General features: G+C 69.1%; 19 protein-coding genes and 1 tRNA gene. 3 read left to right on the top strand and 17 right to left on the bottom strand.

Annotation, left to right across the window (positions count from 1 at the left end; all coding sequences use genetic code 11):
• Nucleotides 1-58: 58 nt before the first annotated feature.
• Complete coding sequence (locus tag ABZ463_RS20315; protein WP_362777903.1) at nucleotides 59-2,284, top strand: transglycosylase domain-containing protein; 2,226 nt, start codon at nucleotides 59-61, stop codon at nucleotides 2,282-2,284.
• Nucleotides 2,285-2,547: 263 nt separating this feature from the next.
• Here the strand turns inward: ABZ463_RS20315 and ABZ463_RS20310 are convergent, their stop codons facing one another.
• Complete coding sequence (locus ABZ463_RS20310; RefSeq protein WP_352011023.1) at nucleotides 2,548-3,003, bottom strand: GatB/YqeY domain-containing protein; 456 nt, start codon at nucleotides 3,001-3,003, stop codon at nucleotides 2,548-2,550.
• An 80-nt stretch (nucleotides 3,004-3,083) separates the two neighbouring features.
• Here ABZ463_RS20310 and ABZ463_RS20305 point away from each other — a divergent pair, with 80 nt between their 5' ends.
• Together ABZ463_RS20305 and ABZ463_RS20300 are read left to right on the top strand one after the other, a co-directional pair.
• On the top strand, nucleotides 3,084-4,007 hold the full coding sequence (locus tag ABZ463_RS20305) for a metallophosphoesterase (RefSeq protein ID WP_362777900.1): 924 nt from the start codon (nucleotides 3,084-3,086) through the stop codon (nucleotides 4,005-4,007).
• 32 nt (nucleotides 4,008-4,039) lie between these two features.
• Nucleotides 4,040-4,113 (top strand) — tRNA-Pro (locus ABZ463_RS20300).
• Between the two features lie 614 nt (nucleotides 4,114-4,727).
• On the opposite strand, the gene ABZ463_RS20295 is transcribed toward ABZ463_RS20300, so the two are convergent.
• The 16 genes from ABZ463_RS20295 to ABZ463_RS20220 form a co-directional block, all read right to left on the bottom strand.
• Nucleotides 4,728-5,552, bottom strand: coding sequence for an SDR family NAD(P)-dependent oxidoreductase (locus ABZ463_RS20295; RefSeq protein WP_362777898.1), 825 nt, complete (start codon nucleotides 5,550-5,552; stop codon nucleotides 4,728-4,730).
• Between the two features lie 206 nt (nucleotides 5,553-5,758).
• Nucleotides 5,759-7,582, bottom strand: a complete 1,824-nt coding sequence (locus ABZ463_RS20290) for a BTAD domain-containing putative transcriptional regulator (protein ID WP_362777896.1) — start codon at nucleotides 7,580-7,582, stop codon at nucleotides 5,759-5,761.
• A gap of 171 nt (nucleotides 7,583-7,753) precedes the next feature.
• Nucleotides 7,754-8,431: a hypothetical protein gene (locus tag ABZ463_RS20285; protein ID WP_362777893.1), complete on the bottom strand. Its 678-nt coding sequence runs from the start codon at nucleotides 8,429-8,431 to the stop codon at nucleotides 7,754-7,756.
• Between the two features lie 883 nt (nucleotides 8,432-9,314).
• Complete coding sequence (locus ABZ463_RS20280) at nucleotides 9,315-9,965, bottom strand: antibiotic biosynthesis monooxygenase (RefSeq protein WP_362777891.1); 651 nt, start codon at nucleotides 9,963-9,965, stop codon at nucleotides 9,315-9,317.
• A 162-nt stretch (nucleotides 9,966-10,127) separates the two neighbouring features.
• The gene (locus tag ABZ463_RS20275; RefSeq protein ID WP_362777889.1) at nucleotides 10,128-11,384 is read right to left on the bottom strand and encodes an MFS transporter; all 1,257 of its coding nucleotides are present in this window, start codon (nucleotides 11,382-11,384) and stop codon (nucleotides 10,128-10,130) included.
• A 19-nt stretch (nucleotides 11,385-11,403) separates the two neighbouring features.
• Complete coding sequence (locus ABZ463_RS20270; RefSeq protein WP_352011031.1) at nucleotides 11,404-11,628, bottom strand: acyl-CoA carboxylase subunit epsilon; 225 nt, start codon at nucleotides 11,626-11,628, stop codon at nucleotides 11,404-11,406.
• Nucleotides 11,629-11,639: 11 nt separating this feature from the next.
• Nucleotides 11,640-13,211 (bottom strand): acyl-CoA carboxylase subunit beta, encoded by a 1,572-nt coding sequence (locus tag ABZ463_RS20265; protein ID WP_362777886.1) that lies wholly within the window; start codon nucleotides 13,209-13,211, stop codon nucleotides 11,640-11,642.
• Nucleotides 13,212-13,294: 83 nt separating this feature from the next.
• Nucleotides 13,295-14,056: an SDR family oxidoreductase gene (locus ABZ463_RS20260; protein ID WP_352011033.1), complete on the bottom strand. Its 762-nt coding sequence runs from the start codon at nucleotides 14,054-14,056 to the stop codon at nucleotides 13,295-13,297.
• A 109-nt stretch (nucleotides 14,057-14,165) separates the two neighbouring features.
• The gene (locus tag ABZ463_RS20255) at nucleotides 14,166-16,130 is read right to left on the bottom strand and encodes an SDR family oxidoreductase (protein WP_362777882.1); all 1,965 of its coding nucleotides are present in this window, start codon (nucleotides 16,128-16,130) and stop codon (nucleotides 14,166-14,168) included.
• Nucleotides 16,131-16,145: 15 nt separating this feature from the next.
• Complete coding sequence (locus ABZ463_RS20250; protein ID WP_352011035.1) at nucleotides 16,146-17,093, bottom strand: aromatase/cyclase; 948 nt, start codon at nucleotides 17,091-17,093, stop codon at nucleotides 16,146-16,148.
• A 41-nt stretch (nucleotides 17,094-17,134) separates the two neighbouring features.
• Entirely contained in the window at nucleotides 17,135-17,920 is a 786-nt protein-coding gene (fabG, locus tag ABZ463_RS20245) for a 3-oxoacyl-ACP reductase FabG (protein ID WP_362777879.1), read from the bottom strand.
• 64 nt (nucleotides 17,921-17,984) lie between these two features.
• Nucleotides 17,985-18,257, bottom strand: a complete 273-nt coding sequence (locus ABZ463_RS20240; protein ID WP_352011037.1) for an acyl carrier protein — start codon at nucleotides 18,255-18,257, stop codon at nucleotides 17,985-17,987.
• A gap of 65 nt (nucleotides 18,258-18,322) precedes the next feature.
• Nucleotides 18,323-19,540, bottom strand: coding sequence for a ketosynthase chain-length factor (locus ABZ463_RS20235; protein WP_362777876.1), 1,218 nt, complete (start codon nucleotides 19,538-19,540; stop codon nucleotides 18,323-18,325).
• Nucleotides 19,537-20,817, bottom strand: a complete 1,281-nt coding sequence (locus tag ABZ463_RS20230) for a beta-ketoacyl-[acyl-carrier-protein] synthase family protein (protein ID WP_362777873.1) — start codon at nucleotides 20,815-20,817, stop codon at nucleotides 19,537-19,539. Before ABZ463_RS20230 ends, ABZ463_RS20235 begins: the two co-directional genes overlap by 4 nt.
• The gene (locus ABZ463_RS20225) at nucleotides 20,814-21,140 is read right to left on the bottom strand and encodes a TcmI family type II polyketide cyclase (RefSeq protein ID WP_362777870.1); all 327 of its coding nucleotides are present in this window, start codon (nucleotides 21,138-21,140) and stop codon (nucleotides 20,814-20,816) included. Before ABZ463_RS20225 ends, ABZ463_RS20230 begins: the two co-directional genes overlap by 4 nt.
• 65 nt (nucleotides 21,141-21,205) lie before the next feature.
• The gene (locus tag ABZ463_RS20220) at nucleotides 21,206-22,675 is read right to left on the bottom strand and encodes an FAD-dependent monooxygenase (RefSeq protein WP_362777868.1); all 1,470 of its coding nucleotides are present in this window, start codon (nucleotides 22,673-22,675) and stop codon (nucleotides 21,206-21,208) included.
• Nucleotides 22,676-22,709: the final 34 nt, after the last annotated feature.

Below are 22,709 nucleotides of genomic sequence, written 5' to 3'. Positions count from 1 at the left end.
ACGTACCCTTGGTGTCGTGCAAGCTCAAGGCAAAGCTCACAGGTCAGTGCTCCGTGGCATGGGCAACGTGGTGCGGTTGCTCGCCGCGGCCACCGTCACTGGCGTGCTGGTCGCCGCCGTGGCGTTCCCCGCGGTCGGCGGGGCGGGGCTGACGGTCAAGTCGGCCACGGAGGAGTTGCACCTGCTCCCCGAGGAGCTGAAGGAACCTCCGCTCGCGGAGAAGACCACCCTGCTCGACGCGAACGGCAAGCAGTTCGCCCAGTTCTACTACGAGAACCGCGAGTCGGTGAAGCTCGACGAGGTCTCCGACATCATGAAGACCGCGATCGTCGCGATCGAGGACTTCCGGTTCTACGAGCACGGCGCGATCGACCCCGAGGGCACACTTCGCGCGGCCATGAAGAACTTCAGCGGGGGCAGCGTCCAGGGTGGTTCCTCGATCACCCAGCAGTACGTCAAGCTCGTGCTGCTCAACGCGGCCGAGACTCCCGAGGAGCAGAACGCCGCGATCGAGCAGACCCTCGAACGCAAGCTGAACGAGCTTCGCTACGCGCTGGCCATCGAGGAGAAGTACACCAAGTCGGAGATCCTTGAGCGCTACCTCAACATCGCCTACTTCGGTGCCGGAGCCCACGGCATCCAGGCCGCGGCCAAGCGCTTCTTCGGCAAGGACGCCTCCAAGCTGAACCTCGTCGAGGCGGCGACGCTGGCCGGAGCCGTGCAGAACCCCAACAGGACCGACCCGAACGTGGGCAAGGCGAGCCGTGAGCGGCTGCTCGAACGGCGCAACATCGTCCTGAACCGGATGGCCGAGCTCGGCAAGATCACGACGCAGGAGGCCGCGGAGGCCAAGGCCAAGAAGCTGGGTTTCAAGGACACCCCGGTCCCCGGCGGCTGCGACGTGAGCTCCTACCCCTACTTCTGCCTCTACGCCCAGAACGAGCTGCTCAACGACGAGTCCTTCGGCAAGACCCCCGAGGAGCGCAAGAGGCTGCTCCAGCGGGGCGGTCTGACGATCAAGACGACACTCGACCCGAAGATGCAGTCCGCGTCCGAGAAGGCCATCAGGAAGTTCGTCAAGGCCAGCGACAAGCCGGTCGCCGCGCAGGCGATGGTCGTGCCCGGCACCGGCGCCATCAAGGCGATGGCCGCCAGCCGCGACTTCGGGCGCAACAAGAAGAAGAACCAGATGAGCTACAACCTGGCGGGCGACAGCCAGCACGGTGGCGGCACCGGGTTCCAGGCGGGTTCGACGTTCAAGGTCTTCACCCTGCTCACGGCGCTGAACAAGGGCTTCAAGATCAACGACGGTTTCAGCACCGGCGCCGGTTACAGCGCCTCAAGCTATGGCTCCTTCCGCGACTGCAAGGGCAACCCGGTCGGCATCCCCAGCCACACCGTGCAGAACTCCAGCGAGGGCGAGGGCGGCTTCAACACGCTGCTCACCGGCACCCGGAACTCGGTCAACACCTTCTTCATGCGCCTTGAGGAGGAGGTCGGCCTCTGCGACGTGGTCAAGACCGCCAAGAGCCTCGGCATCAAGCGGGCCGACGGAGACAAGCTCAAGGAGGTCGAGACCTTCACCCTCGGCGTCAACGAGATGGACCCGGTGACGGTCGCCGCGGCCTACGCGGGCATCGCCGCGCGCGGCGCCTACTGCAAGCCGATGGCCATCACCGAGATCCGTGACCGCAACAACAAGGCCACGCAGTACAAGCCGAAGTGCCAGCAGGTCCTGGACGAGAAGGTCGCCGACGCCGCCGCGCACATCATGTCCGGGGTGTTCACCAAGGGCACGATGAGCCAGTACGGCGGCATCGGTCGTCCCGCGGCCGGCAAGACCGGCACCACCGACGGCTACACCGCCGCCTGGTTCGCCGGGTTCACCCCCGACCTCGCCTCCTCCGTCAGCCTCGGCGACCCGCGCGGCGCCTTCCAGCACGACCTGACCGGGGTGACCATCGGCGGCACCTACTACCCCTACGTGTACGGCGCCACGATCTCGGGACGGATCTGGAAGTACTCCATGATCGACGCGCTGAAGGGCGTCGACCCGACACCCTTCACCGCGGTGGACAAGGACCGCTTCGGCGGTTGCACCAGGTGCGCCCCCAAGCCGCCGCCGAAGCCGGACAAGCCCGGTGACGGCGGCCCCGACCGGGGCCGTGGCGGCGGCGACCGCCCCGACGACAACGGCACCATCGAGAACGACGGCAACGGCGGCTGGTTCGGCGGCCGGGGCAAGAACAAGAAGGGCGACTCCAACCGTCCCATCGGCCGCTGAGCGGCCCGCACATGGCCGGAGCCCCTCCCCGATCGGGGAGGGGCTCCGGCCATGTCGTGGACTTCCAAGCCCGCCGTACAGCTTCCGTACTGGCCGACGCCCCCAGGCCCGCCGACGGCTCTGTACGGGGTGGGCACCGCCCACCGGGACGGCTCCCGTACAGGGCCGACGCTCAGCGCGTGCTCTCAGTGCGCGTCCCAGCCCGTGCTCTCAGCCCGCGCTCCTCAGCCTGCGCTCCCAGCGCGTGCTCCCGGCCCGTGCTCTCAGCGCGCCAGACGGCTCCGTACGGCCTGCGCGACCCTGCCGCCCTCGGCCCGGCCCGCGACCTTGGGGGTCAGGACCTTCATGACCTGCCCCATGGCCTGCGGCCCCGAGGCCCCGCTCTCCGTGACGGCCTCCTCGACCAGCGCCGCGAGCTCCTCGTCGGACAGCTGGGCGGGGAGGTACTCCTCAAGGACGGCCTGCTCGTCCACCTCGGCCTGGGCCTGCTCGGTACGGCCGGCGCCGCTGAACGCCTCCGCCGCCTCACGGCGCTTCTTGGCCTCCTTGGTCAGCACCTTGACGATCTCCTCGTCGGAGAGCTCGCGGGCGGCCTTGCCCGAGACCTCCTCGACGTTCACGGCCGCCAGGGCCATGCGGATCGTACGGGTGCGGACCTCATCCCTGCTCTTCATGGAGGCCGTGAGGTCGGCCTTCAACTTGTCCTTCAATGCGCTCATGCGGTCCATCTTGCCGTCTTAACCGCCTCGTTGTATCGCAGGTTTCCTGCGGGGGGTCGTTCGTCGGGCATGATGAGAAGGTGAGGAAAGCAGCCGCGGTGCCCCTGTCCCTGATCGGTCTCGGCCTGACCGGCCTCGCCTACGCCTCGGTCGTCGAGCGCAACACCTTCCGCCTGCGGCGTTTCGACGTGCCCGTTCTCGAACCCGGCCAGCGGCCCGTGCGTGTCCTGCACCTGTCCGACCTGCACCTCACCCCTGGCAGGCGGATGCTCATCAACTGGGTCCGCTCGCTGGGCACCCTCAAGCCCGACCTGGTGGTCAACACCGGCGACTCCATCGCGCACCCCGACGCCGTCGGCCCTCTCATGCACGCCCTCGAACCACTGCTGTCACGCCCAGGCCTGTTCGTCTACGGCTCCAACGACATGTACGCGCCGATCTTCAAGAACCCCATGCGCTACCTGTGGCGTACCTCGAAGGGCGACCACGGCAGGAAGATCCCCTCCCTGCCCTGGGAGGAACTGGGCACCGCCATGTCCGACGAGGGCTGGCTGAACATGAACAACACCACCGCCCGCCTCAAGGTCGGTGACCTCGACGTGGCCGTCGGCGGCATCAACGACTCCCACATCAACCTCGACCGCTACGACGAGATCGCCGGACCCGCCCCGGCGGAGGCCGATCTCCGTCTGGGCGTGATGCACTCCCCCGAGCCCCGCAACATGTCCCGCTTCGCCGACGACGGCTACCAGCTGCTGCTCGCAGGCCACACCCACGGCGGCCAGGTCTGCGTGCCGTTCTACGGCGCCCTGGTCACCAACTGCGGCATCGACAGGGCCCGGGTCAAGGGGCTGAGCAGGCACGAGTCCGCCTTCCTCCACGTCTCGGCGGGACTGGGCACCAGCCCCTTCTCCCCCGTGCGTTTCTCCTGTTTCCCCGAGGCCAGCCTGCTGACCCTGGTGCCCCGCCCCAGAGGTGACGCAAGCACGCGCGAAGTCCGCTAGACTTTCCGAAGCACGAGCAAAACGGCGTGCACCGGGGTGTAGCGCAGCTTGGCAGCGCGCTTCGTTCGGGACGAAGAGGTCGTGGGTTCAAATCCCGCCACCCCGACAGTGTTTGGCCAGATCAAGGGCCTGGTTCGTTAAGCGGATCGGGTCCTTTTTCTGTTTCCGGGAGAAATACGGGAGGCGATCTTTGCTTCCTCCTGTCAGGCCGTGAGCTCACGGTCCGGGGACGGCGCCCGTGACGTCGGCCGACCTCAAACTCCTGGGAGGACGTCTCCCACGGCCCCTGCTCGGCCCCAGGAGGAAGACCCGTGTTTCCTCGGCGTGGACCCGTTCAGGTCCTCACGGTCTGTTCGATCCTTGGCGGCTCGTACACGGACCCGCCTGGCCGCCGAGGTTCGTGCCGTCCGGAGATCCACGGCCGAACAGCCGTAACCGGGCCGGTCCGGTGGCAGGGCCGCGTGACGGCACGAAGTGGTCAGGAGGAGCGGGGAGGCCGCAGGATCGGCCCGGCCGTGGAAGACCGCCATGAGACGCCGGTCACGGGAGGGGCCACCTCGTCGGCGTCGGGTTCGACGTCGCGGACGAGGCCTTCCACGGGGGGCGACCAACGTGGGCCGAGACAGTGGACCGCCTCCGGGACCGGCCTGGTCCCGGGACGAACCATGTGGTGCGGCGCGCGTGTCCGTCGCTCGACGCGTCGGCCCGACCGGCGTTCCGTCAGCGCGACAGCAGCTCGCGGGTCACCTCGTCGAGTCTCCTGGCATGCCGCGGCTCGAAGGACTCTCCCACAAGATCCATCCTCCGTCCTTCCACGAAGGCGCTCAGCGGTTCGGCCGGAGGATTGTCGATGGTCGCGATGATCGGCTTTATCCCCGCCTCGACCGGCTTCGCGCTTCTCTTCATCGCCTCGACGTGGAACCTCGTCATCTCGTCATATTCTCCGGAGAAACCGGTCGACACGCTGCCGGGGTTGAAAAGCACATATCTGATCGGCCCGGATCCGTATCTCTCCGCGAAGGAGACCCCCAGCAGGTCGTTCGCCTTTCCGCCCTGCATCTGCGCGGCCAGACCGTCATAGTTCCGCTCGAACCCGAGGTCGTCCCACTGGATCTCCCCCATCGGGGAGCCCGGTCCCGCGACGTTCATGATGACCGGTCTCTCCCCCTTCTCCAGAAGGCCGCGCAGATCGTGGCCGAGCAAGAACCGGCTCAGGTAGAAGAGCGCGAAGGTGTACTCGAACCCCTCGGCCGTCTCCCGGCGCTCCGAGAGGAAGTGCCGTGCGCACAGGACGAGTACGTCCACCGCGGGAAGCCTCTCACCGATCTCGCGGACCACCCTGCGGTTCTCACTCACCAGGCTCAGGTCCGCCCGCACGAAATGGGCTCGCCCGCCCGCGCCGATCTCCCTGGCAGCGGAGAGGAAGGACTCCCCCTTCCTCTCGTCGCGCCCGATGACGACGACCTCGTCGCCCCGCTCCAGGAATGCGGCACCCATTCCCCTCCCCATCCCGTCACTGCCCCCCTGAACAACGATTCTTTTCACATTTGTCCTTTCGAATGGTGTGATTCCCGGCTGATTTTACGTCGAGACGGACCTGGCATCGCAAAGAACAAAGAAAAACTCCGAGCACGGTTTTCCAGGTGGATGACAAATCCATCTCCAAGACGGGGCGGAAACGCAGGAGAAAGTAAAGCGGCGGCTCCGTCCAGGCGGGTGACGGAGTGGGCGGCGGTCCCCGCGACTCCTCCTCACCGTGATCGGGCGGCCTGCGCGGAAACCAGGGACAGGCGGTCCTCCCCGTCGAATGCGAAATCCCCCACAGAGGCACTCCATGGCCGGTCCGCCCAGGTGGACAGCATCAACCGCAGCAGCCCGGGAACCTCCAGCACCGGACCGTCGTGACGGTCGCGCACCTTCAGCGAGTGGGACGCGAGAAGGGACTCCACCAGACGACCGAACTCCCTGGCGTACGGCCCCGGCCGTCCCGCCTCGTTCCAGAGGTCGGCCTCCCGCACCGGCCCGGGAAGCCGGGACAGGGTGGACAGCAGGCGCCGCTCCGCGGCGGGGAGCCGCAGATACGCTTCTCTGAGCCTTCGCAGGCAGTCGTTCCGCGGCCCCTGGAGCAGCGCCAGCCGCTCGGTGTGGTCGCGCGCCCGGCGGAGCACCTCGTGCAGGAAAAGGTGCGGCCGGGCCCTGAGCCGCTCTCCCAGTGCGACCAGGGCCAGCGGCGATCCCTCGTACAGCCGTACCAGTTCCATGGCGGCCGCCCGCTCCCGCGCGACGCGTTGGGCACCGACGACGGAGCTGAGAAGTACCACTCCTTCGTGGTCGGACATGCCCTCAAGCGGGACGTGGGTGACGGCGCCGGGTAAGCCCTCCAGTCGCCAGCGTGAGGTGACGATCACCGCGCAGCCCGGACTGTTCGGTATGAGGGGAAGCACCTGCCCGCAGGAGTGGGCGTCGTCGAGCATCACCAACATGCGCCGTTCCGACGTCCAGCTGCGGAAGAGCCGCGCCATGTCCTCCGTCGACTCGGGCAGGTGCCGTTCGAGGTATCCGGCCGACAGAAGCAGCGACGTGAGCGCGTCCCGGACGGGCACCGGGGTGCTGTCCGGACGGTGCAGTGTGGTGAAGAGCTGGCCGTCGGGATACCGGCGGCGCAGGCAGTGGGACGCCTCGACCGCCGTCACCGTCTTACCCACTCCCACACCGCCCGCCACGAGCACGATGCGCACCGTCGACGGGCCGCTGGAGGCCGCGGCGGCCGGTCGGACGGCGCGTACGATGTCCGCGACCTCGCGACTGTGCGCGGTGAAGCCGGGTGTCCTGGCCGGCAGCTCCGCCGGAGGTTTCTGGGGCGGCCCGCCGACGACGCGCACCCTCGGCCTCTCCAACGACACCTGGCCCTCCAGGATGCGGCGTTGCAGATCCCTCAGTTGTGGGGAGGGTTCCAGACCGAGTTCGTTCGCCGTCGTGGTCCGCAGCCGTCTGTAGGCGTCGAGTGCCACGTGCTGCCGTCCGGAATGGGCCGCCGCGCGCATGAGCTGCCCGCAGATCACCTCGTTCAGCGGATGGCTGATCACCAGGCCGCTCAGCTCGGTCAGCAACTCACGGTGCCGCCCCAGTGCCATGTCGGCCTCGATCCGCTGTTCCAGGGCGTGCATCCGCAGCTCTTCCAGCCTGGCCTGCTGGGCCATGAGCAGCACCCCGGTCTCCACGTCCTCGAAGGGCCGCCCACGCCACAGCGCGAGCGCCCTTCGATAACTGTCCGAGGCCGCCTCGACATCTCCCCCGCCCAGCTCGGAGAATCCCGCTTCGCACAGTTTCTGGAAACACCAGAGGTCGAACCGGTCCTCTTCCGGCCGGATCCGGTAACCATGCTGTCCGGTCTCTATGGGAGGCTTTCCCTCCATGTTCTTCCGCAGTGCCTTGCGCACGGAGTAGATGTACGTCTGTACGGTCTTGCGGGCGAGTTTCGGGGGCCTTTCCCCCCAGAGCTCCTCTATCAGGGTCTCGACCGAGACCGTCTGCCCGGCGTGGGCGAGCAGCAGCGAGAGCACTCGGCGGCCCATCGGGGACATGGGATCAAGGAGCCCCCGCTCTCCACACACCTCCAATGGGCCAAGAATGGCGAAGTACATGATGACCCCCGTTCATCAGCCGGCATTCATGACGTTTCCACGGCGTCCAGCGTGCTTTCCTGGACGAAGAAGGACCGCCACGGCACCCCATCGGCAATCAGGTCACGGGCCCGTGAGCGTCAGCGCGTGCGTGTAGCGCGCTCCCGCGTCGCCACCGCCCGCCTGGTCGAGCAACGGCTGGATCACCTCCTCGATGTGTTCGGCCGCCTCTTTCTCCGAGGCCCACTCAGAGAGCACGAAGACGCCACCGTCGCCCAGACCCACATGGAAGTTGGCCGCGATCGCACCGGGATAGGCGCGTTCCTCTCCCTCGACCTCCTCCTCGGAGGCCAGCAGATCGTCGATCCAACGACACGCGGCGTCCTCGCCGGGCATCGGGAAGACCGCGGCGGGGAAACATTCGGGGACCGGTTCGGGTTCGGTGATCGCCCCACCTCTCACGACCCGGTACAACCGGTACGGCACGGCGCCGAGGGAGTGAGCCCCCTCGACGCCCAGGTAGGGGCCCTCCTGCGGTCCGTCCTCCTCCTCCCGCAGGGCGTTCAGCGCGGCCTCCCTGGACGACCACTGCGCGTACGTGAGCACGGAGTCTCCGTCGGTGCTCACGTAACAGCTGAAGGAGAGGAGTTCCGCGGGCCAGGGGCGGGACCGCCGGTGGGCGGCCGTCGCGTCCACGACGGCGCCCTGTCCATCGGCTCCGCCGACGGATATCACCTCCACGCACACCGCGGCGGCGTCCGGACGGTCGATGACGGGAAGACTGTCAGCGGTACGGAACATTCTTGACCCCTTATCAAGGATTTTTCGGCCGCGCCGCACCCGGTGATCCGGCGCGACATGTCATACCGTTGAATGCGCGGACAGGAAATCTTTAAGGAGAGCGAGGTCCCGTTACCAGGGAATCGCCGAAGCGGCCACATTATTTCGGCTCATGCATTCGGTGCCGTCTAAGAGACTGTTCGCGACCTCATTGCCATTCTTCATCCTCCCGCACGGCGGGGGTAGCCCCCTGCGGGCGCCCGAACGGGTTTCATTCGCCCCTACACCCGAGCGCCCCAAACGGGTAGGCCGACCGTCCGCGCCGGACGCGTCACGCGTATCATCCGCGGGAAAGGGAATCACTCCGCACGGCGAGCCCGCAGACAACCCCTGGCCTGCGCGTTCGCCACCTTCACCCGGGTGGGGAAAACCACGACGGCACGTCCGTCGGAATGTGTTCGCGAAACGATCAGGAAACGTTTCCCGTCACCCTAAGTCAATTAGGGGCTACGATACACAGTCGGGTGCGAGCGCTCAAGGCGCCTCTTCTCACGACCATGTCGAAAAATGCGGCGGAACAGGCCCGAAGTGCGGAACCGTCTTTTCACGCCTCGTTCTGCGCCGCTGCGCCCCGGCCCGCCGGGCCCGCCGTACGGGCTCCTCCGGGGGGCCGCCTGCCCCGTGCTCGCCGCCCGGCCCGAGGCCACCGCCGTCGTCGTGGTCCGACGTGGCGGCACCGGAGAGTCCTGTGTGCCCCTCCGCGATCCGGCCCGCGGGTGTCCCGCCGCCCGCGGGCCGATGCCGTCGAGGGCGTCGCGGCTGGAACGGCCTCGCGGTTCCGCCCTTCCGGCCCTTGACGAGGCGCTCAGGACCGGGAGAGCGCCGGACGCCCTCGTGCACGGCTCTACGCCTGTCTTTCGAATCCTCGGTAGAGGTGGTAGCGCTTGAACCCGATGGGCCGTACGCCGGGAATGTCGTCACTGACGCTCCTGGTCGTGACCCGTGCCGCGCTGTCGAGGAACGCCGTGTGCGTCTCGTCGGACGTCCACTCCGCGTAGTTGAGGACCCGGGTGGCGTCGGTGCTCACGTGGAAGTTCGCTGAGAGCATTCCGGGGGATCGGCCCGCCCGCGTCCTCTCCAGCGCGTCGGTCAGGGAGTCGATGACCCTGTCCTGCCGTTCGGCGCCGTCGACGTCGAACGTCGCGACGACCATGCATCCGGGGGTCCCCGCCGCCCCCCGCGGCACCACGCTCCCCCGCAGGCGGTACTCCACCGCTCCGGCGTTGGCGGCTCCGTGCAGGGAGGCGACGAACGGCCGGTACACCGCCGCGTCGGAGCACTGCGCGTAGGTCAGTACGGTGTCCTCCTCGACGCTGAGGTAACAACTGAAGGAGAGAACGCCGACGGGCCACGGCGTACCGCTCCACTGCTCGACGTGCTGCTGCAGTACCTCGATCGCCGCCTGCCGGGTCGGCACGTACCGTTGTCCGACGAAGACGGCCCGCGCGTCCGTGCGGCGAACGTCCGGCATGCGCGCGGAGGTGAGCCGGGTCATTCCGCCTTCCCTTCGAGGAAAGCCAGGCGGTGTCCATGGGGAACAACCGTTCGCGGTGTTTCTCGCCGCACGGTGGAGCTCCCCTCGTCGCGGGCGGCGACGCCGGGACTGACGGGCCCCTCCCGGACACCGCCGACGGTCACGACGAGGTCGGCAGGACGATCAATCATGAACAGGACCTCCCATGTGTTCTCCGGGGCGCCGCAACGCGCCCCCGCGTAGTCCGGCGAGCGCCGCCAGCAGGCCCAGTGCCCCGGCGGCGGTGATCGCCAGCGTCGCCGCCCGGGGGGTGGGCCGAACGGTCACCAGCACCGCGACGAGCGGCAACATCACGGCGGCGCCGAGTTGGACCCCGGTCTGGTAGAGCGGAACCGCCAGCCCCCGTTCTGCGGGCCGGATCCCCGCCGTGGCCTGCATGTTCAGCGCGGCGAAGGAGAGGACGAACCCGGTCTCGACCAGCAGCAGCGTCGGCAGTGTCCCGGACCAGTACGGCCTCGTCTCCGGCGACAGAAGGTAGAACGCGTAGCCGAGAAGCGAAGTGGAGGCACCCGCCGTTATCAGCTTCTCCGTTCCGAAACGGGCGGTCAGACGCCCGGCGAACGGCACCGTCACCGCCAGTGGCACGCAGGCGGGCAACAGCGCCAGGGCACACCGCCAGGGGGACCATCCCAGCCTCTGCTGAAGATCGAAGGTGACCATCAGGAGCAGGCTGACGTAGCCCCCGTTGAGCGTGGCCGCGCCGATCGTCGCGTTACGCAGCCGTCCGTCGCGGAGCAGCGACGGCTTCACCCAGGTCACGCGTCTCCCCTCGCCGGGTTCCTCCGTCATGGTCCGTGCCGCGAGGAGGAGCAGCACCAGTGCGACCGGGGCAGGGAAGAGGAAGGTCCACCGCCAGTTCACGGCGAGGAAGGCCGCGGAGAGCAGCAGACCCGCGGTGAACCCGACGGCGCCGAACAGGGCGTAGACGGAGACGGCCCTGCGCCGCCTCGGCCCCTCTTCGAAGGTGGTGGCGATGACGGCCAGACCGGTGGGCGCGGTCAACGCGGCACACACCCCCTTGACGACCCGGCTCGCGACGAGAAGGGCCTCGCTGTCCGCCGTACCGCCGGCCACCGAGGCGACGACGAACAGCAGCATGGCCCCGAGATAGGCGCGGCGCCGCCCCAGGCGGGCGCAGATCCAGGGCCCCAGGACGAGCAGAGCCGCGAAGCCGAGGGCGAATCCGCTCATCAGCCACTGCGCCTCCGGCAGCGACATGCCCAGGGCGCCGCCGATGGTGGGCAGCGCGAGGAGCACCACGGACACCTCGACGGCGTCCAGGAGCATGTTCCCCGACAGGACGAGCAGCAGGACCCATTGGCGTGCCCCCCGGGGGTCCGGGACGGTGAGGGAACCCCGTGTCGTGCGGTCCGCCGTCACCGTCCCACCGTTCCGGCCGTCATGTGCCGTCCCTTCGCCAGGATCGTGGGTCCTCGAAGACGGCCGTCCGTTCCGGCCTGCGCCAGCGGGCGTTCGCCTCGGCTCCCGGGGGGAGGCCGTCGCGTGGAAGATCACGTTTACGGCGCGCGCAGGCGAGCAGCACGGCCGTGATCGCGGTCAGTTCCTCCGCGGTCGGGCGCCCCCTCCTCACCCGCAGCAGGGTCCGGTCATGAGGTTCGCTCATCGGTTGACTCCTCACTGTGGCGGGTTGCCGTGTTTACGGCGGGGCAGGTCACGGTCCTTGGCGCGGAGCATGGCGAGCGAGCGGGCCAGCGCCGAACGCGTCTCCCGTGGATCGATGACGTCGTCGACGAGACCGCGTTCGGCCGCGTAGTAGGGATGCACCAGCTCCCTCCTGTACTCCTCGATCTTCTGCCTGCGCACCGCATCGGGGTCGTCGGCCGCCGCGATCTCTCTCCGGAAGACCACGTTGGCGGCGGCGTCCGCCCCCATGACCGCGATCTCGTTCCCCGGCCAGGCGAACGCGACGTCCACACCGATCGACCGGGAGTCCATGACGATGTACGCCCCGCCGTACGCCTTGCGCAGCACCACGGAGACGCGCGGCACAGTCGCGTTGCAGTACGCGTACAGCAGTTTCGCGCCGTGCCTGATGATGCCCCCGTGTTCCTGCTCCACGCCGGGGAGGAAGCCCGGCACGTCGACCAGGGTGATGAGCGGAATGTTGAAGGCATCGCAGAACTGGACGAAACGTGCACCCTTCTCCGACGCCCTGATGTCCAGCACACCGGCCGTCACCGACGGCTGGTTGGCGACGACGCCCACGACGTGGCCGTCCAGCCGGGCGAGCGAGCACACCAGGTTGGGCGCCCAGATGGCGTGCACCTCCATGTGCTCACCGTCGTCGACGATCTCCTCGATCACCTGGCGGATGTCGTAGGAGCGGTTGCCCTCCGCCGGGACCAGGTCCACCAGCGCCTCGCACACCCGGTCGGCCGGGTCTCCCCCGGATCCGACCGGCGCCAGCTCACGGTTGTTCGAGGGCAGCAGGGACAGGAGGTAACGCACCTCGTCCAGACAGGTCTCCTCGTCGTCGTAGACGAAATGGGCCACGCCGGAGATGCCCCCGTGGACGTCCGCCCCGCCCAGCCCTTCGTGGGAGATCTCCTCCCCCGTAACCGTCTGGACCACGTCCGGCCCGGTGACGAACATCTGGGAGACACCGCGGACGGCGAAAACGAAGTCGGTCAGCGCGGGTGAGTACGAGGCGCCCCCGGCGCACGGCCCCAGCATCACGCTGATCTGCGGGATGACACCCGAGGCCCGGGTGTTGCGGCTGAAGATGCCACCGTAACCGGCGAGCGCGGAGACTCCCTCCTGGATGCGTGCCCCCGCTCCGTCATTGAGCGAGACGAGCGGCGCCCCGGCCGCGACGGCCATGTCCATGATCTTGTGGATCTTCTGCGCGTGCGCCTCCCCCAGCGCTCCGCCGAAGATGCGGAAGTCATGGGCGTAGACGAAGGTCGTGCGGCCGTCGACCGTACCCCAGCCTGTCACGACGCCGTCGGTGTACGGACGTTTCGCTTCCAGCCCGAAGCCGGTGGCGCGGTGGCGCCGCAACGGTTCGACCTCCACGAAACTCCCCTTGTCGAGCAGGAGGTCGATGCGTTCACGGGCGGTCAGTTTGCCCTTGGCGTGCTGCCGTCGCGTGGCTTCGCCGTCCGGCCCTTGGCGGGCAAGCTCCCTCACCTTCCCCAGTTCCCGCAACGGGTCAGGTGCCGGAGGAGCCTGGTGTGCGGCCTTCATCGGCGTTCACTCCTTTCCTACGTCGCCGCCCAGAGCCCTGAGAAAGCCCGTGGTCCCTGGGCTCCTGGAAGAGCACGAGGCCGTCACCAGGCCAGCTCCCGGCCGGTGTCCGAGCCGTCCTCCCCCAGGAACACGGCTGTGGGGCCGTCGTCGCCGAGGGTCGCCAGGAGCACGGGAACGCGCGCGCCCTGTTCCGGCGTCAGATGTCCTCGGTGACCGTTGATGTCGGTCGCCACGAAACCCGGGGAGACGGCGTTGACGAGGATCCCCTCCCCCCGCAGTTCGTTGGCGTAGGTGACGGTGAGGGCGTTCAGCGCGGCCTTCGACGTGTTGTACTCCAGCAACGCCGGGAAGACCCCCTCGGCGAACACCCCCGTCGGGTCGTGCCGGGCGGCCGCGTGGGTGAGGGAGCCGAGGACGCTGCTGACGTTCACGATCCGAGCGGCTTGCGAGCGGCGCAGCAGCGGCAGCATCGCGTTGGTGACGGCGATGACACCGAAGACGTTCGTCTCGTACGTCCGCCGCACCTCGTCGAGGGAGACCTCGCTGGGGGCGCTCACCGAACCGCCGACGCCCGCGTTGTTCACCAGGACGTCGAGGCGGTGGGACTCCTCGTCGATGTGCTTGGCCGCCAGGAGAGCCGAGGCCTCGTCCGTGACGTCGAGGCGTACGAACCGTGCGTCCAGCCCGTCCGCGCGCAGGTCGCGCTCGGCCGTCCGGCCCCGTTCGCCGTCACGGACGCCCAGGTAGACACGCATCCCCAGCTCTCCGAGGCGGCGGGCGACGGCGTGTCCGATGCCCTTGTTCGCCCCTGTGACGAGTGCGACGCGAGGCGTGCTGGACATGTGCGACCTTCTTCCTATCTGGCTTCCTGTCTGGCTTCCTGTCTGGCTTCCTGTCTCGATGCCGGAGGCTCCGACGGGCCGGTCTCCCGGCCGGGAGACCGCAGGGCGCTCATCGGAGCAGGGTTCCGCCGCTGACGTCGAGGAACGCGCCGGTGATCCATCGCGCCTCGTCGGTGGCGAGGAAGGTCACCACGTCGGCGACGTCACCGGCCTCGCCCACCCGGTTGAAAACCGACAGACCGGCCATCTGCTCCACCGCCTCGGGAACGTCGAAGATCGGCCCGCCGTTGTCGGTGATGCCGGGCGCCACGGTGTTCACCGTGATCCCGCGCGGACCCAGATGCTTCGCGAAGTGCAGCGTGACCTGTTCGAGGGCGCCCTTGGTCATCGCGTAGGCGACCTGGCCGGGGTTGGCGAACCGGGTGAGCCCGGAGGAGATGTTGATGACACGGCCTCCGGACGGCATGTTGGTCAGCACACGCTGCACGATGAGGAACGGGGCCTTGGCGTTCACCTCGAAGTACCGGTCGAGCTGCTCCTGTGTGACGTCCTCAGGGGAGAAGCCGTCCATGCCGGTGACCGCGGCGTTGTTCACGAGGATGTCGAGCGTGGCCTCTCCCGTGCGTTCCTTCAGCCCCTGTTCCAGGCCGGTGAAGAGGGTGTGCACGGCGCCGGGGGTGCCCAGCTCCGCGCGGACCGTGAAAGCCCGGCCCCCCTCCTTCTCGATCGTGGTGACGGTCTCCAGCGCCGCCTGTTCGTTGACGGCGTAGTGCACGGCGACCAGCGCCCCCTCGCGGGCGAGCCGTACCGCTATGGCCCGGCCGATGCCCCGGCTTGACCCGGTGACAAGCGCCGTCTTGCCGGCGAGCCTGTTCATGATGGAACTCCCGTGTGTCGAGAAAGGGTGGGTGATGTCACGCTCCGCCGTACGGGACTCCGCCCGGTCGTCCAGGCCGCTGATCATCCGGGCCAGATGACGGCGGACGACTCCCATCCGCAGCAGCCGGCCGAAGACCTCCCGCATGCCGTCCACCTCAGGCCCGCCGAACAACAGGAGGGCCTGGGCCTGGATGTTGGCCAGCGTCCGGGCGCCGACCGGGTGGCGCTCGCGGTGGTAGCCGTCCAGTACGCCGTCGTCGGCCCGGCCGGTGACGCACGCGGCCAGCCTCGGTCCCAGGTCGGCCGCGTCCTGCAGGCCGAGGTTCAGCGCCTGACCACCGACGGGCATCTGGATGTGGGCGGCGTCACCGGCCAGCAGGACACGTTCCCTGCGGTACCGGGTGACCTGTCGGCAGGTGTCGTCGAAGCCGTTCAGCCAGACCGGTGTGCCTCCCGCGAGGTCCTCACCCGTCACCCGTTCCCAGGCCGTCCTGACGTCCGCGAAGTCCGTTTCCCTTGGGTGGGGGCGCGGGACGCGGGTGCGGTCGTGGACCATGAGGCGAGTGGTCCCGTCGGCGCGGCGGTACGCCGTGGCGGTGCCGTACGGGAAGCGCTGGAGGCGGCGGGCGGGGATGTCCACTCCCAGCACATCGGCTCGCAGCATCTCCCGGGTGGCGTCCCGCCCGGCCGTCTCGAAGCCCGCCAGCTCGCGTACGGTGCTCCGCTCCCCGTCGCATCCCACGACGTATCCGGCGGTGTGACCGTGTGTTCTCCCGTCGGCGTCGACGGAGACGACCTGCACCCGGTCCCGCCACTGGGTCAGCGCGGTGACCGTGTGCCCACGGCGCACCTCGGCCCCCAGGCCCACGGCCCACTCCTGCAGGACCGGCTCAAGCCGACTCTGCAGGCACTCCCACTGACCCGCGTGGGGGTTCTCCGGGTCCGCCCCCCTCAGGTCGAGCGGGATCCCGCCGAAGTGGCCGCGCCCCGCGTCCGGCACGGCGCCCAGCCTGTGGAGGATGCCGCGCTCGGCGAAGATCTCCATGGTCCGCGCGTGGAGTATCGACGCCCGGGATTCGAGGGTCGGCTCGCTCAGCCGCTCCAGTACGACCACCCGGGCGCCGCCCGCGCTCAGGTCGCCGGCGAGCATCAGCCCGACCGGGCCCGCGCCTACGACGATGACGTCCGCGTCCACTGGGCACACCGGCGTTCAGCGCCGTGCTTCGGCGAACTCTTTGGCGTGCCGGAGCGTGGCCCTGCTGTTGGCTCCGAGAGCCTCCCGCAGGAACGCGCGCGCCTCGGGAACGCCCGCGTCCGGCCCCAGGACCGCGGCGATCTTTTCGGTGTTGACCATCACCGTGTGCCGTGAGGTCACGACGGTGGTCCCGTCGTCGTCCTCGGCGAAATCCCAGTAGCCGGTGTGCAGCGTCATCAGGGCCGGAAGCGTGGTCTGTTTGTAGGCGATCCCGCGATGAGGGAAACAGATCCTGATCGACTCGGTGGTGTGCGTGGAGCCGTCCTTCGCGACGGTGTCCATACGCAGGGTCTGGATGCCCGGTGTGTCCTCCGTCAGCCGTACGGCGGACACGTGCGGCAGCCGTTCGGTCCACAGCCGGGCCTCGTTGATGAAGTCGTAGGCGTCCTTGGCCGAGCCGTTGATCCGGACGCCGTCCTCGAACGAGAGCGTGAGTTCGGCGGACCGGGCGGCGAGCTCCAGGTTCTCCCGCAGGGCGGGCAGCTCCGCCCTGCTGTTGCGGTCCACCGCCTCGTCGATCCACCTCAACCCCTCGGGGTCGTCGTCGACGGCCCGGTAGGCGTGCAGCAGACGGACCTCGCACCCCCCGTCGCCGCGCGGCTCGATGATCCAGGTGCCGCTCATCTCGGCGACGGGCGGGGCCGAGACCTCCTGCCAGAAGGTGATGCGGAGCCTGTCCGGCTCAAGTCTGCGGCGTGACGTCCAGTTCTTGACCTCGCCGTTTGCCGTGGCCCAGATTCGGATGCGCTCTTCGTCGCGGTTCTTCTCCACGTAGTCCACGTACACCGACGGCGGGAAGAGCCTGGGCCAGTTCTCCACCTCCGCGAGAAGGCGGTATGCCTCCGCGGCGGGGGCGGAGACGGTGATGGTGTGCTCGACCTCGCGGGACACGCTCTCGGTCATGTTCCTCTCCTTGGTCGCCATGGGGCGCGGTGCCGCCGTGATCAGAAGTTGCCCAGGCCGCCGCAGACGTTGAGCGCCTGGGAGGTGATCGAGGCCGCGGCGTCGGAGACCAGGTAGCCGACCAGACCGGCGACCTCCTCCGGGGTCGAGTAGCGTCCCAGCGGGATCTTGGCGGTGAACTTCGCCAGGATCTCCTCCTCGCTGGTCTTGTACGCGGCGGCGTATCCCTGACGGACCCGCTGGGCCATCGGGGTCTCCACGTAGCCGGGGCACACGGCGTTCACGGTGATGCCGGTCGGCGCGAGCTCGTTGCCCAGGGCCTTGGTGAAACCGACGACGCCGTGCTTCGAGGCGGAGTACGGCGCCCCCAGCACGACGCCCTGCTTGCCGGCGGTCGAGGCTATGTTGACGATGCGGCCCCTGGCCTTGTCCCGCATCCCGCCGGTCGTGAGCACTTCCCGCGTCACGCGGAAGACACTGTTGAGGTTGGTGTCGATCACGTCGTGCCACAGCCCGTCGTCGATCTCGGCGGTGATCCCGCCCCCGCTGCGGCCCGCGTTGTTCACCAGGACGTCGACGGTCCCGAAACGGTCGACGGCGGCCCGGACCAGGTCGCGGACGTCGTCCGTCGACCGTACGTCGGCCGCCCTGCCGTCCGCCTCGAACCCCTCGTTCCTGAGGTCCTTGACCGTCCGCAGGACGGCCTCCTCAGTGCGCGCGCACAGGAACACACGGCAGCCCGTACCGGCCAGCAGGCGGGCGACGGCCAGGCCGATGCCGCTGGTGGCGCCGGTCACGATCGCGGTCTTGGGTGCGTCTTGCGTCATGGCTTCTCTCCTGGGAGTGGGTCGGAGACGCGCGGCGCACGGATCTGGCCGCGGTGCGAGCCGGTCATCGGGTACGGCCGGTCGGGAGTTGCTCGTTGACCAGGTCGATCAGCGCGCGAGGGGTACGGACCTCACCGAGGGCCTCGTCATCGAGCCTGATCCCGTATTCGCGCTCTATCCGGCTGCCCGTCTCCAGCAGCGCGATGGACTCGTATCCCAGTTCGTCGAACTGCCTGTCGAGAATGTCGTTGTCGAGATCGACGGCCTCGTCGGCTCCCGCTCCTTCACGCAGGATCCGCCTGAGGTCGTCGACACCGAAGGGACTTGCGGTCGGCATGGCTGTCCTTTCTTCGCAACGTTGTGCGGGTCTGAGGGCCGTTCGCCGGAGTCGGTTCGCCGGGCTCACGGCCCGAACGCGCGCACGACCAGCGCGGAGTTGAATCCGCCGTAACCGCGGGCGAGCACCAGCGCGGTGCGCACGGGCGCCTCCCGGGGGACGTCTCTCACCAGGTCGATGTCGTAGCGGTCGGAGAGCGAAGTGTTGACGGTCGGCGGTATCACGCCGTCCCGGACGCTGAGGAACGCGGCGGCCACGTCCAGCGGCGCGGCACCGGAGTAGAGCCGTCCCGTCATGGTCTTGGGAGCCGTCACGGGTACGGCACGCGGGCCGAAGACCTCGCTGACCGCCTCGGCCTCGATCCGGTCCAGGTCGGGTATCGCCGCGGCGTCGGCGAAGACCACGTCGACCTCGCCGGGTGTGGCCCCCGCGTTGGCCAGCGCCGACTCGATCGCCCGCCTCGTTCCGGGCGGACGCCCGCTGGAGGGCGGCGGGTCGAACGTGGCGGCGTAACCGGCGATCTCACCGTAGATCCGCGCGCCCCTGGAGCGGGCGTGGTCCGCGTTCTCCAGAACGAGCAGTGCGCCGCCCTCTCCGGGAACGTGACCGGCGGCATCGTCGTCGAAGGGCAGGTAGGCCCGCGTCGGCTCCTCACCGCCGCTCAGCCGGCGGCTCGCCAGCTGGGCCACCCAACCCCAGGGACAGACCGAGGCGTCGACCGCGCCGGACACGACCAGGGGTGTGCCCCGGCGAATCTGCCTGCGGGCCTGGGCCATCGCGTCCAGCCCTCCGGCCTGGTCGCTGACGACGACGCCGCTCGGTCCGCGCATGCCGTTCCTGATCGAGATCTGACCGCTGTTGACGGCGTAGAACCAGGCGAAGGACTGGTACGCGCTCACATACCGGCCTCCCTTGCTCCACAACGCCCTCAGCTCGTTCTGACCGAACTCGAAGCCGCCGGAGTGACTGGCCGTGATCACTCCCATGTCGTACTCGGGCAACGTGCCCGGGACGATCCCGGCATCGGCCAGGGCCCAGTCGGCACTCGCCAGCGCGAGCTGGGTCATGCGGTCCGTCTGCGGCAGCAACCTGTTGGGCAGGTGATCGGCCGCGGAGAACCCCTTGATCTCCCCGGCCAGCCGTACCGGATAGGACGAGGCGTCGAAACGGGTGACGGGGCCGATGCCGCTGACGCGCGCCAGGGTGGCCGACCAGTACGCCCGCGCGCCCAGCCCGTTGGGCGCCGCGACGCCGAGCCCCGTCACGACCGTGGCGGTGCTCATCGCCGGGCCCTGTCCGGACGGGCGAGCACCACCGCGCTCTGGAAGCCCCCGAAACCGCTGCCCACGGACAGTACGGCGTCGATCCGCCGTTCACGCGCGGTGAGCGGGACGTAGTCCAGATCGCACTCCGGATCCGGAGTGCGCAGATTGGCCGTGGGCGGCACGACGTGATGCTCCATCGCCAGGGCGCAGGCGGCGAGTTCTATGGAGCCGACCGCGCCGAGTGAGTGGCCGATCATCGACTTGATGGAGCTGATCGGCACCCGATACGCCGCCTCGCCCAGGCTGCGTTTGAAGGCCGCCGTCTCGTGGCGGTCGTTCTGCTTGGTCCCCGAGCCGTGCGCGTTGACGTAGTCGACGTCCTCGGGGACGAGCCGGGCCTCGTCGAGGGAGACCCGTATCGCCTCCGCCATCTCCCTGCCGTCGGGACGCAGCCCGGTCATGTGGAAGGCGTTCGAGCGGGTCGCGTACCCGGCGATCTCCGCGTAGACATGCGCGCCACGCCGCCGGGCGCGTTCCCACTCCTCCAGCACGAGGACGGCACAGCCCTCTCCCAGGACGAAGCCGTTGCGGCTGCCGTCGAAGGGCCGGGAGGCGTGCTCGGGGTCGTCGTTACGCGGGGTCGTCGCCTTGATCGCGTCGAAGCAGGCCGCGGTGATCGGCGAGATCGGCGCGTCCGTGGCGCCCGCGATCATGACGTCCGCGGCCCCCTCCCTGATCACCTCGGCCGCGTATCCGACCGCGTCCAGGCCCGAGGTGCACCCGGTCGAGACCACCGTCACGGGCCCCTCCGCGCCCACGGTCCACGCGACCTCGGCGGCGAAGGAGCTGGGAACCATGTGGTTGTACAGGTGCGGTACGGCGTAGCGGTGGTCGACCAGTTCCAGCCGTCCGCCATCGCTCACGACGCGATACTCCTGGTCCAGGCTCATCGTGGCGCCCACCGCGCTGCCGATGGTCACTCCCATGCGGTGCGGCGCGGGAAGGCGGTCCTCCAGGCCGCTGTCGGTCACCGCCTCACGTGCGGTGACCACCGCGAACTGGGCCGCGCGGTCCATGCGTCTCGTCTGCTGGGGACCGAGTCCCAGCGCCTCGGCGTCGAAGTCCACCTCGGCCGCGACCTGGGAACGGAAAGGTGTGGGGTCGAAGAGGGAGATGCGACGGGTGGCCGTCCGCCCGTCGGTGAGCAACTGCCAGAAGGGTTTGACCCCTGGACCACCGGGGGCGGTGACACCGATTCCGGTGATCACGACCCGTCGTCCCTCCGCACCGCTCACTCGCCGCTCCAGTGGTAGAAGCGGCCCGCCATCGCGTCGGCGGGCGAACGCCATGTCGCGGGGTCGTACGCCTCGATGAACGGCTTCAAGTCCTCGCTGATCTGGATGAAGCGCGGATCGGTCCTGAAGGACTGGATGTGCGAGGCGCCGTTCTCGTTCTCGAAGTCCTGCAGGTGGAAGTACAGCCCGCGGTACGAGAAGAGTTCCCTGCGCCGGGTTCCCATCAGGTGGGGGACCTCTGTGCTGTCGAAGGCGGAGAAGATCTCCGAGACACTTGCCGCGGATCCTGGGTCCATCCGTGCGACGATCAAGGTGCTGTACATCTCTTCCCCTTCACACTCGTGTCTGAACAGTCCGGTCCGGTCGTGTGCACAGGTGTGGCGCGGTGTCAGCGGGCGGGGCCGAACCACCGTTCCAGGGCCATGGTCAGGTCGTGGTGGCTGCCGGGAGCCGCCCAGGCGACATGGCCGTCAGGGCGCAGCAACACCGCCGAGGTGCCCTCGACCGGACCGCCCGCCTCGATGTCCCGCGGCGTGGCGAGGACGACGTCGATCCGGTCCGTCCATCCGGCCGCGCGTCGCCGCAGCCACGGGACGTCCTCCAGGTCGATCAGCACGCCTCGGCCGCTGCGGAGCAGCCGGGTGCTCGTCGTCTCCTCCGTTCCGCGTGTCAGTTCCAGGCGCGGCAGGCGCGCGCCGAGAAGCGGGTTGTCACCGCCTCCGACGTCGTAGCGGATGTCGAGCTGGCTCGCCAGCGCGGCGAAATGACGGCCGACCTCCTCGTACCGGACCAGGTCCGTGAGAATGTCGCGCAGCGACCGCACCTCGTCGTCGCCCAGGATGAGCAGGCTCTGCGCGCGGGTGTTGGCGAGCAGACGGCGTCCCACCTCGTGCCGTTCGCCGTGGTAGGTGTCCAACAGCGAGGCGGGGGCGCTTCCGCGCAGCACGGCGGCGAGCTTCCAGCCGAGGTTCACCGCGTCCTGGACACCGGTGTTCATCCCCTGGCCGCCCGCGGGCAGATGGACGTGAGCCGAGTCACCGGCCAGCAGCACCCTGCCTCGGCGGTACTCGGTGACCTGCCGGCTGGCGTCGCCGAAGGCGCTCACCCACACGGGTTCGGCGTGGGAGATGTCGATGCCGGTGAGCCGTTTCCACGCGTCCGCCACCTCCGCGAAGGCGGGCGGCTCCGTACGGCGTCGCGGCGGCGCCCCGCGCTCGCTCACGATGATCCGGTGTACTCCCTCCTCCAGCCTGGCCACCATGACCATCCCGCCGGTGATCCGGTGCGCGACCATCCGCGGTTCCAGGTCGACGCCCCGGATGTCCGCGAGGAACAGCTCGGTCGTGGCCGGGGTGCCGGGGAAGTCGAATCCGGCGGCCTTGCGCACCTGACTGTGCCCACCGTCACAGCCGACCAGATATGAGGCCGTCAGTGTGTGGTCCCCACCGGGGCCGCGCAGCCGGACCTCGACACGGTCTCCGCCGTCGGTCAGCGAGACGAGCTCGTGGCCGCGGCGGACGTCCACGCCGAGTTCACGGACCCAGGCCTCCAGCACCGTCTCGGTGAGCGACTGTGACACCGTCCTCGCGGCCCGTACGTCACGCCCGAGAACCCGGAAATCCACTGGAATGCCGCCGAAGTGGCCCTCGCTGCTGGTCTCGACGTCCCCGAAACGCCGCAGCAGGCCGCGTTGGTCGAACACCTCCATGGTGCGAGGGCTGAGACCGACGCCACGGGACTCTCCCGTGCGTCGCGCATGCCGTTCCACGAGCGTCACGTCCGTCCCGGCCAGGCGTAGTTCACCGGCGAGCATGAGTCCGGTCGGCCCCGCTCCGACGACCACGACCGGTGTGTCCATTCGCTCCTCCTGTCCAGCGGCGCGGCCCATGTCT

It is taken from the genome of Streptosporangium sp. NPDC020145 (assembly GCF_040631275.1).
In the GTDB taxonomy this organism is placed as follows: domain Bacteria; phylum Actinomycetota; class Actinomycetes; order Streptosporangiales; family Streptosporangiaceae; genus Streptosporangium.
Note: the sequence above shows the minus strand (reverse complement) of the source record. Positions and strands in the feature narration are given on the sequence as shown.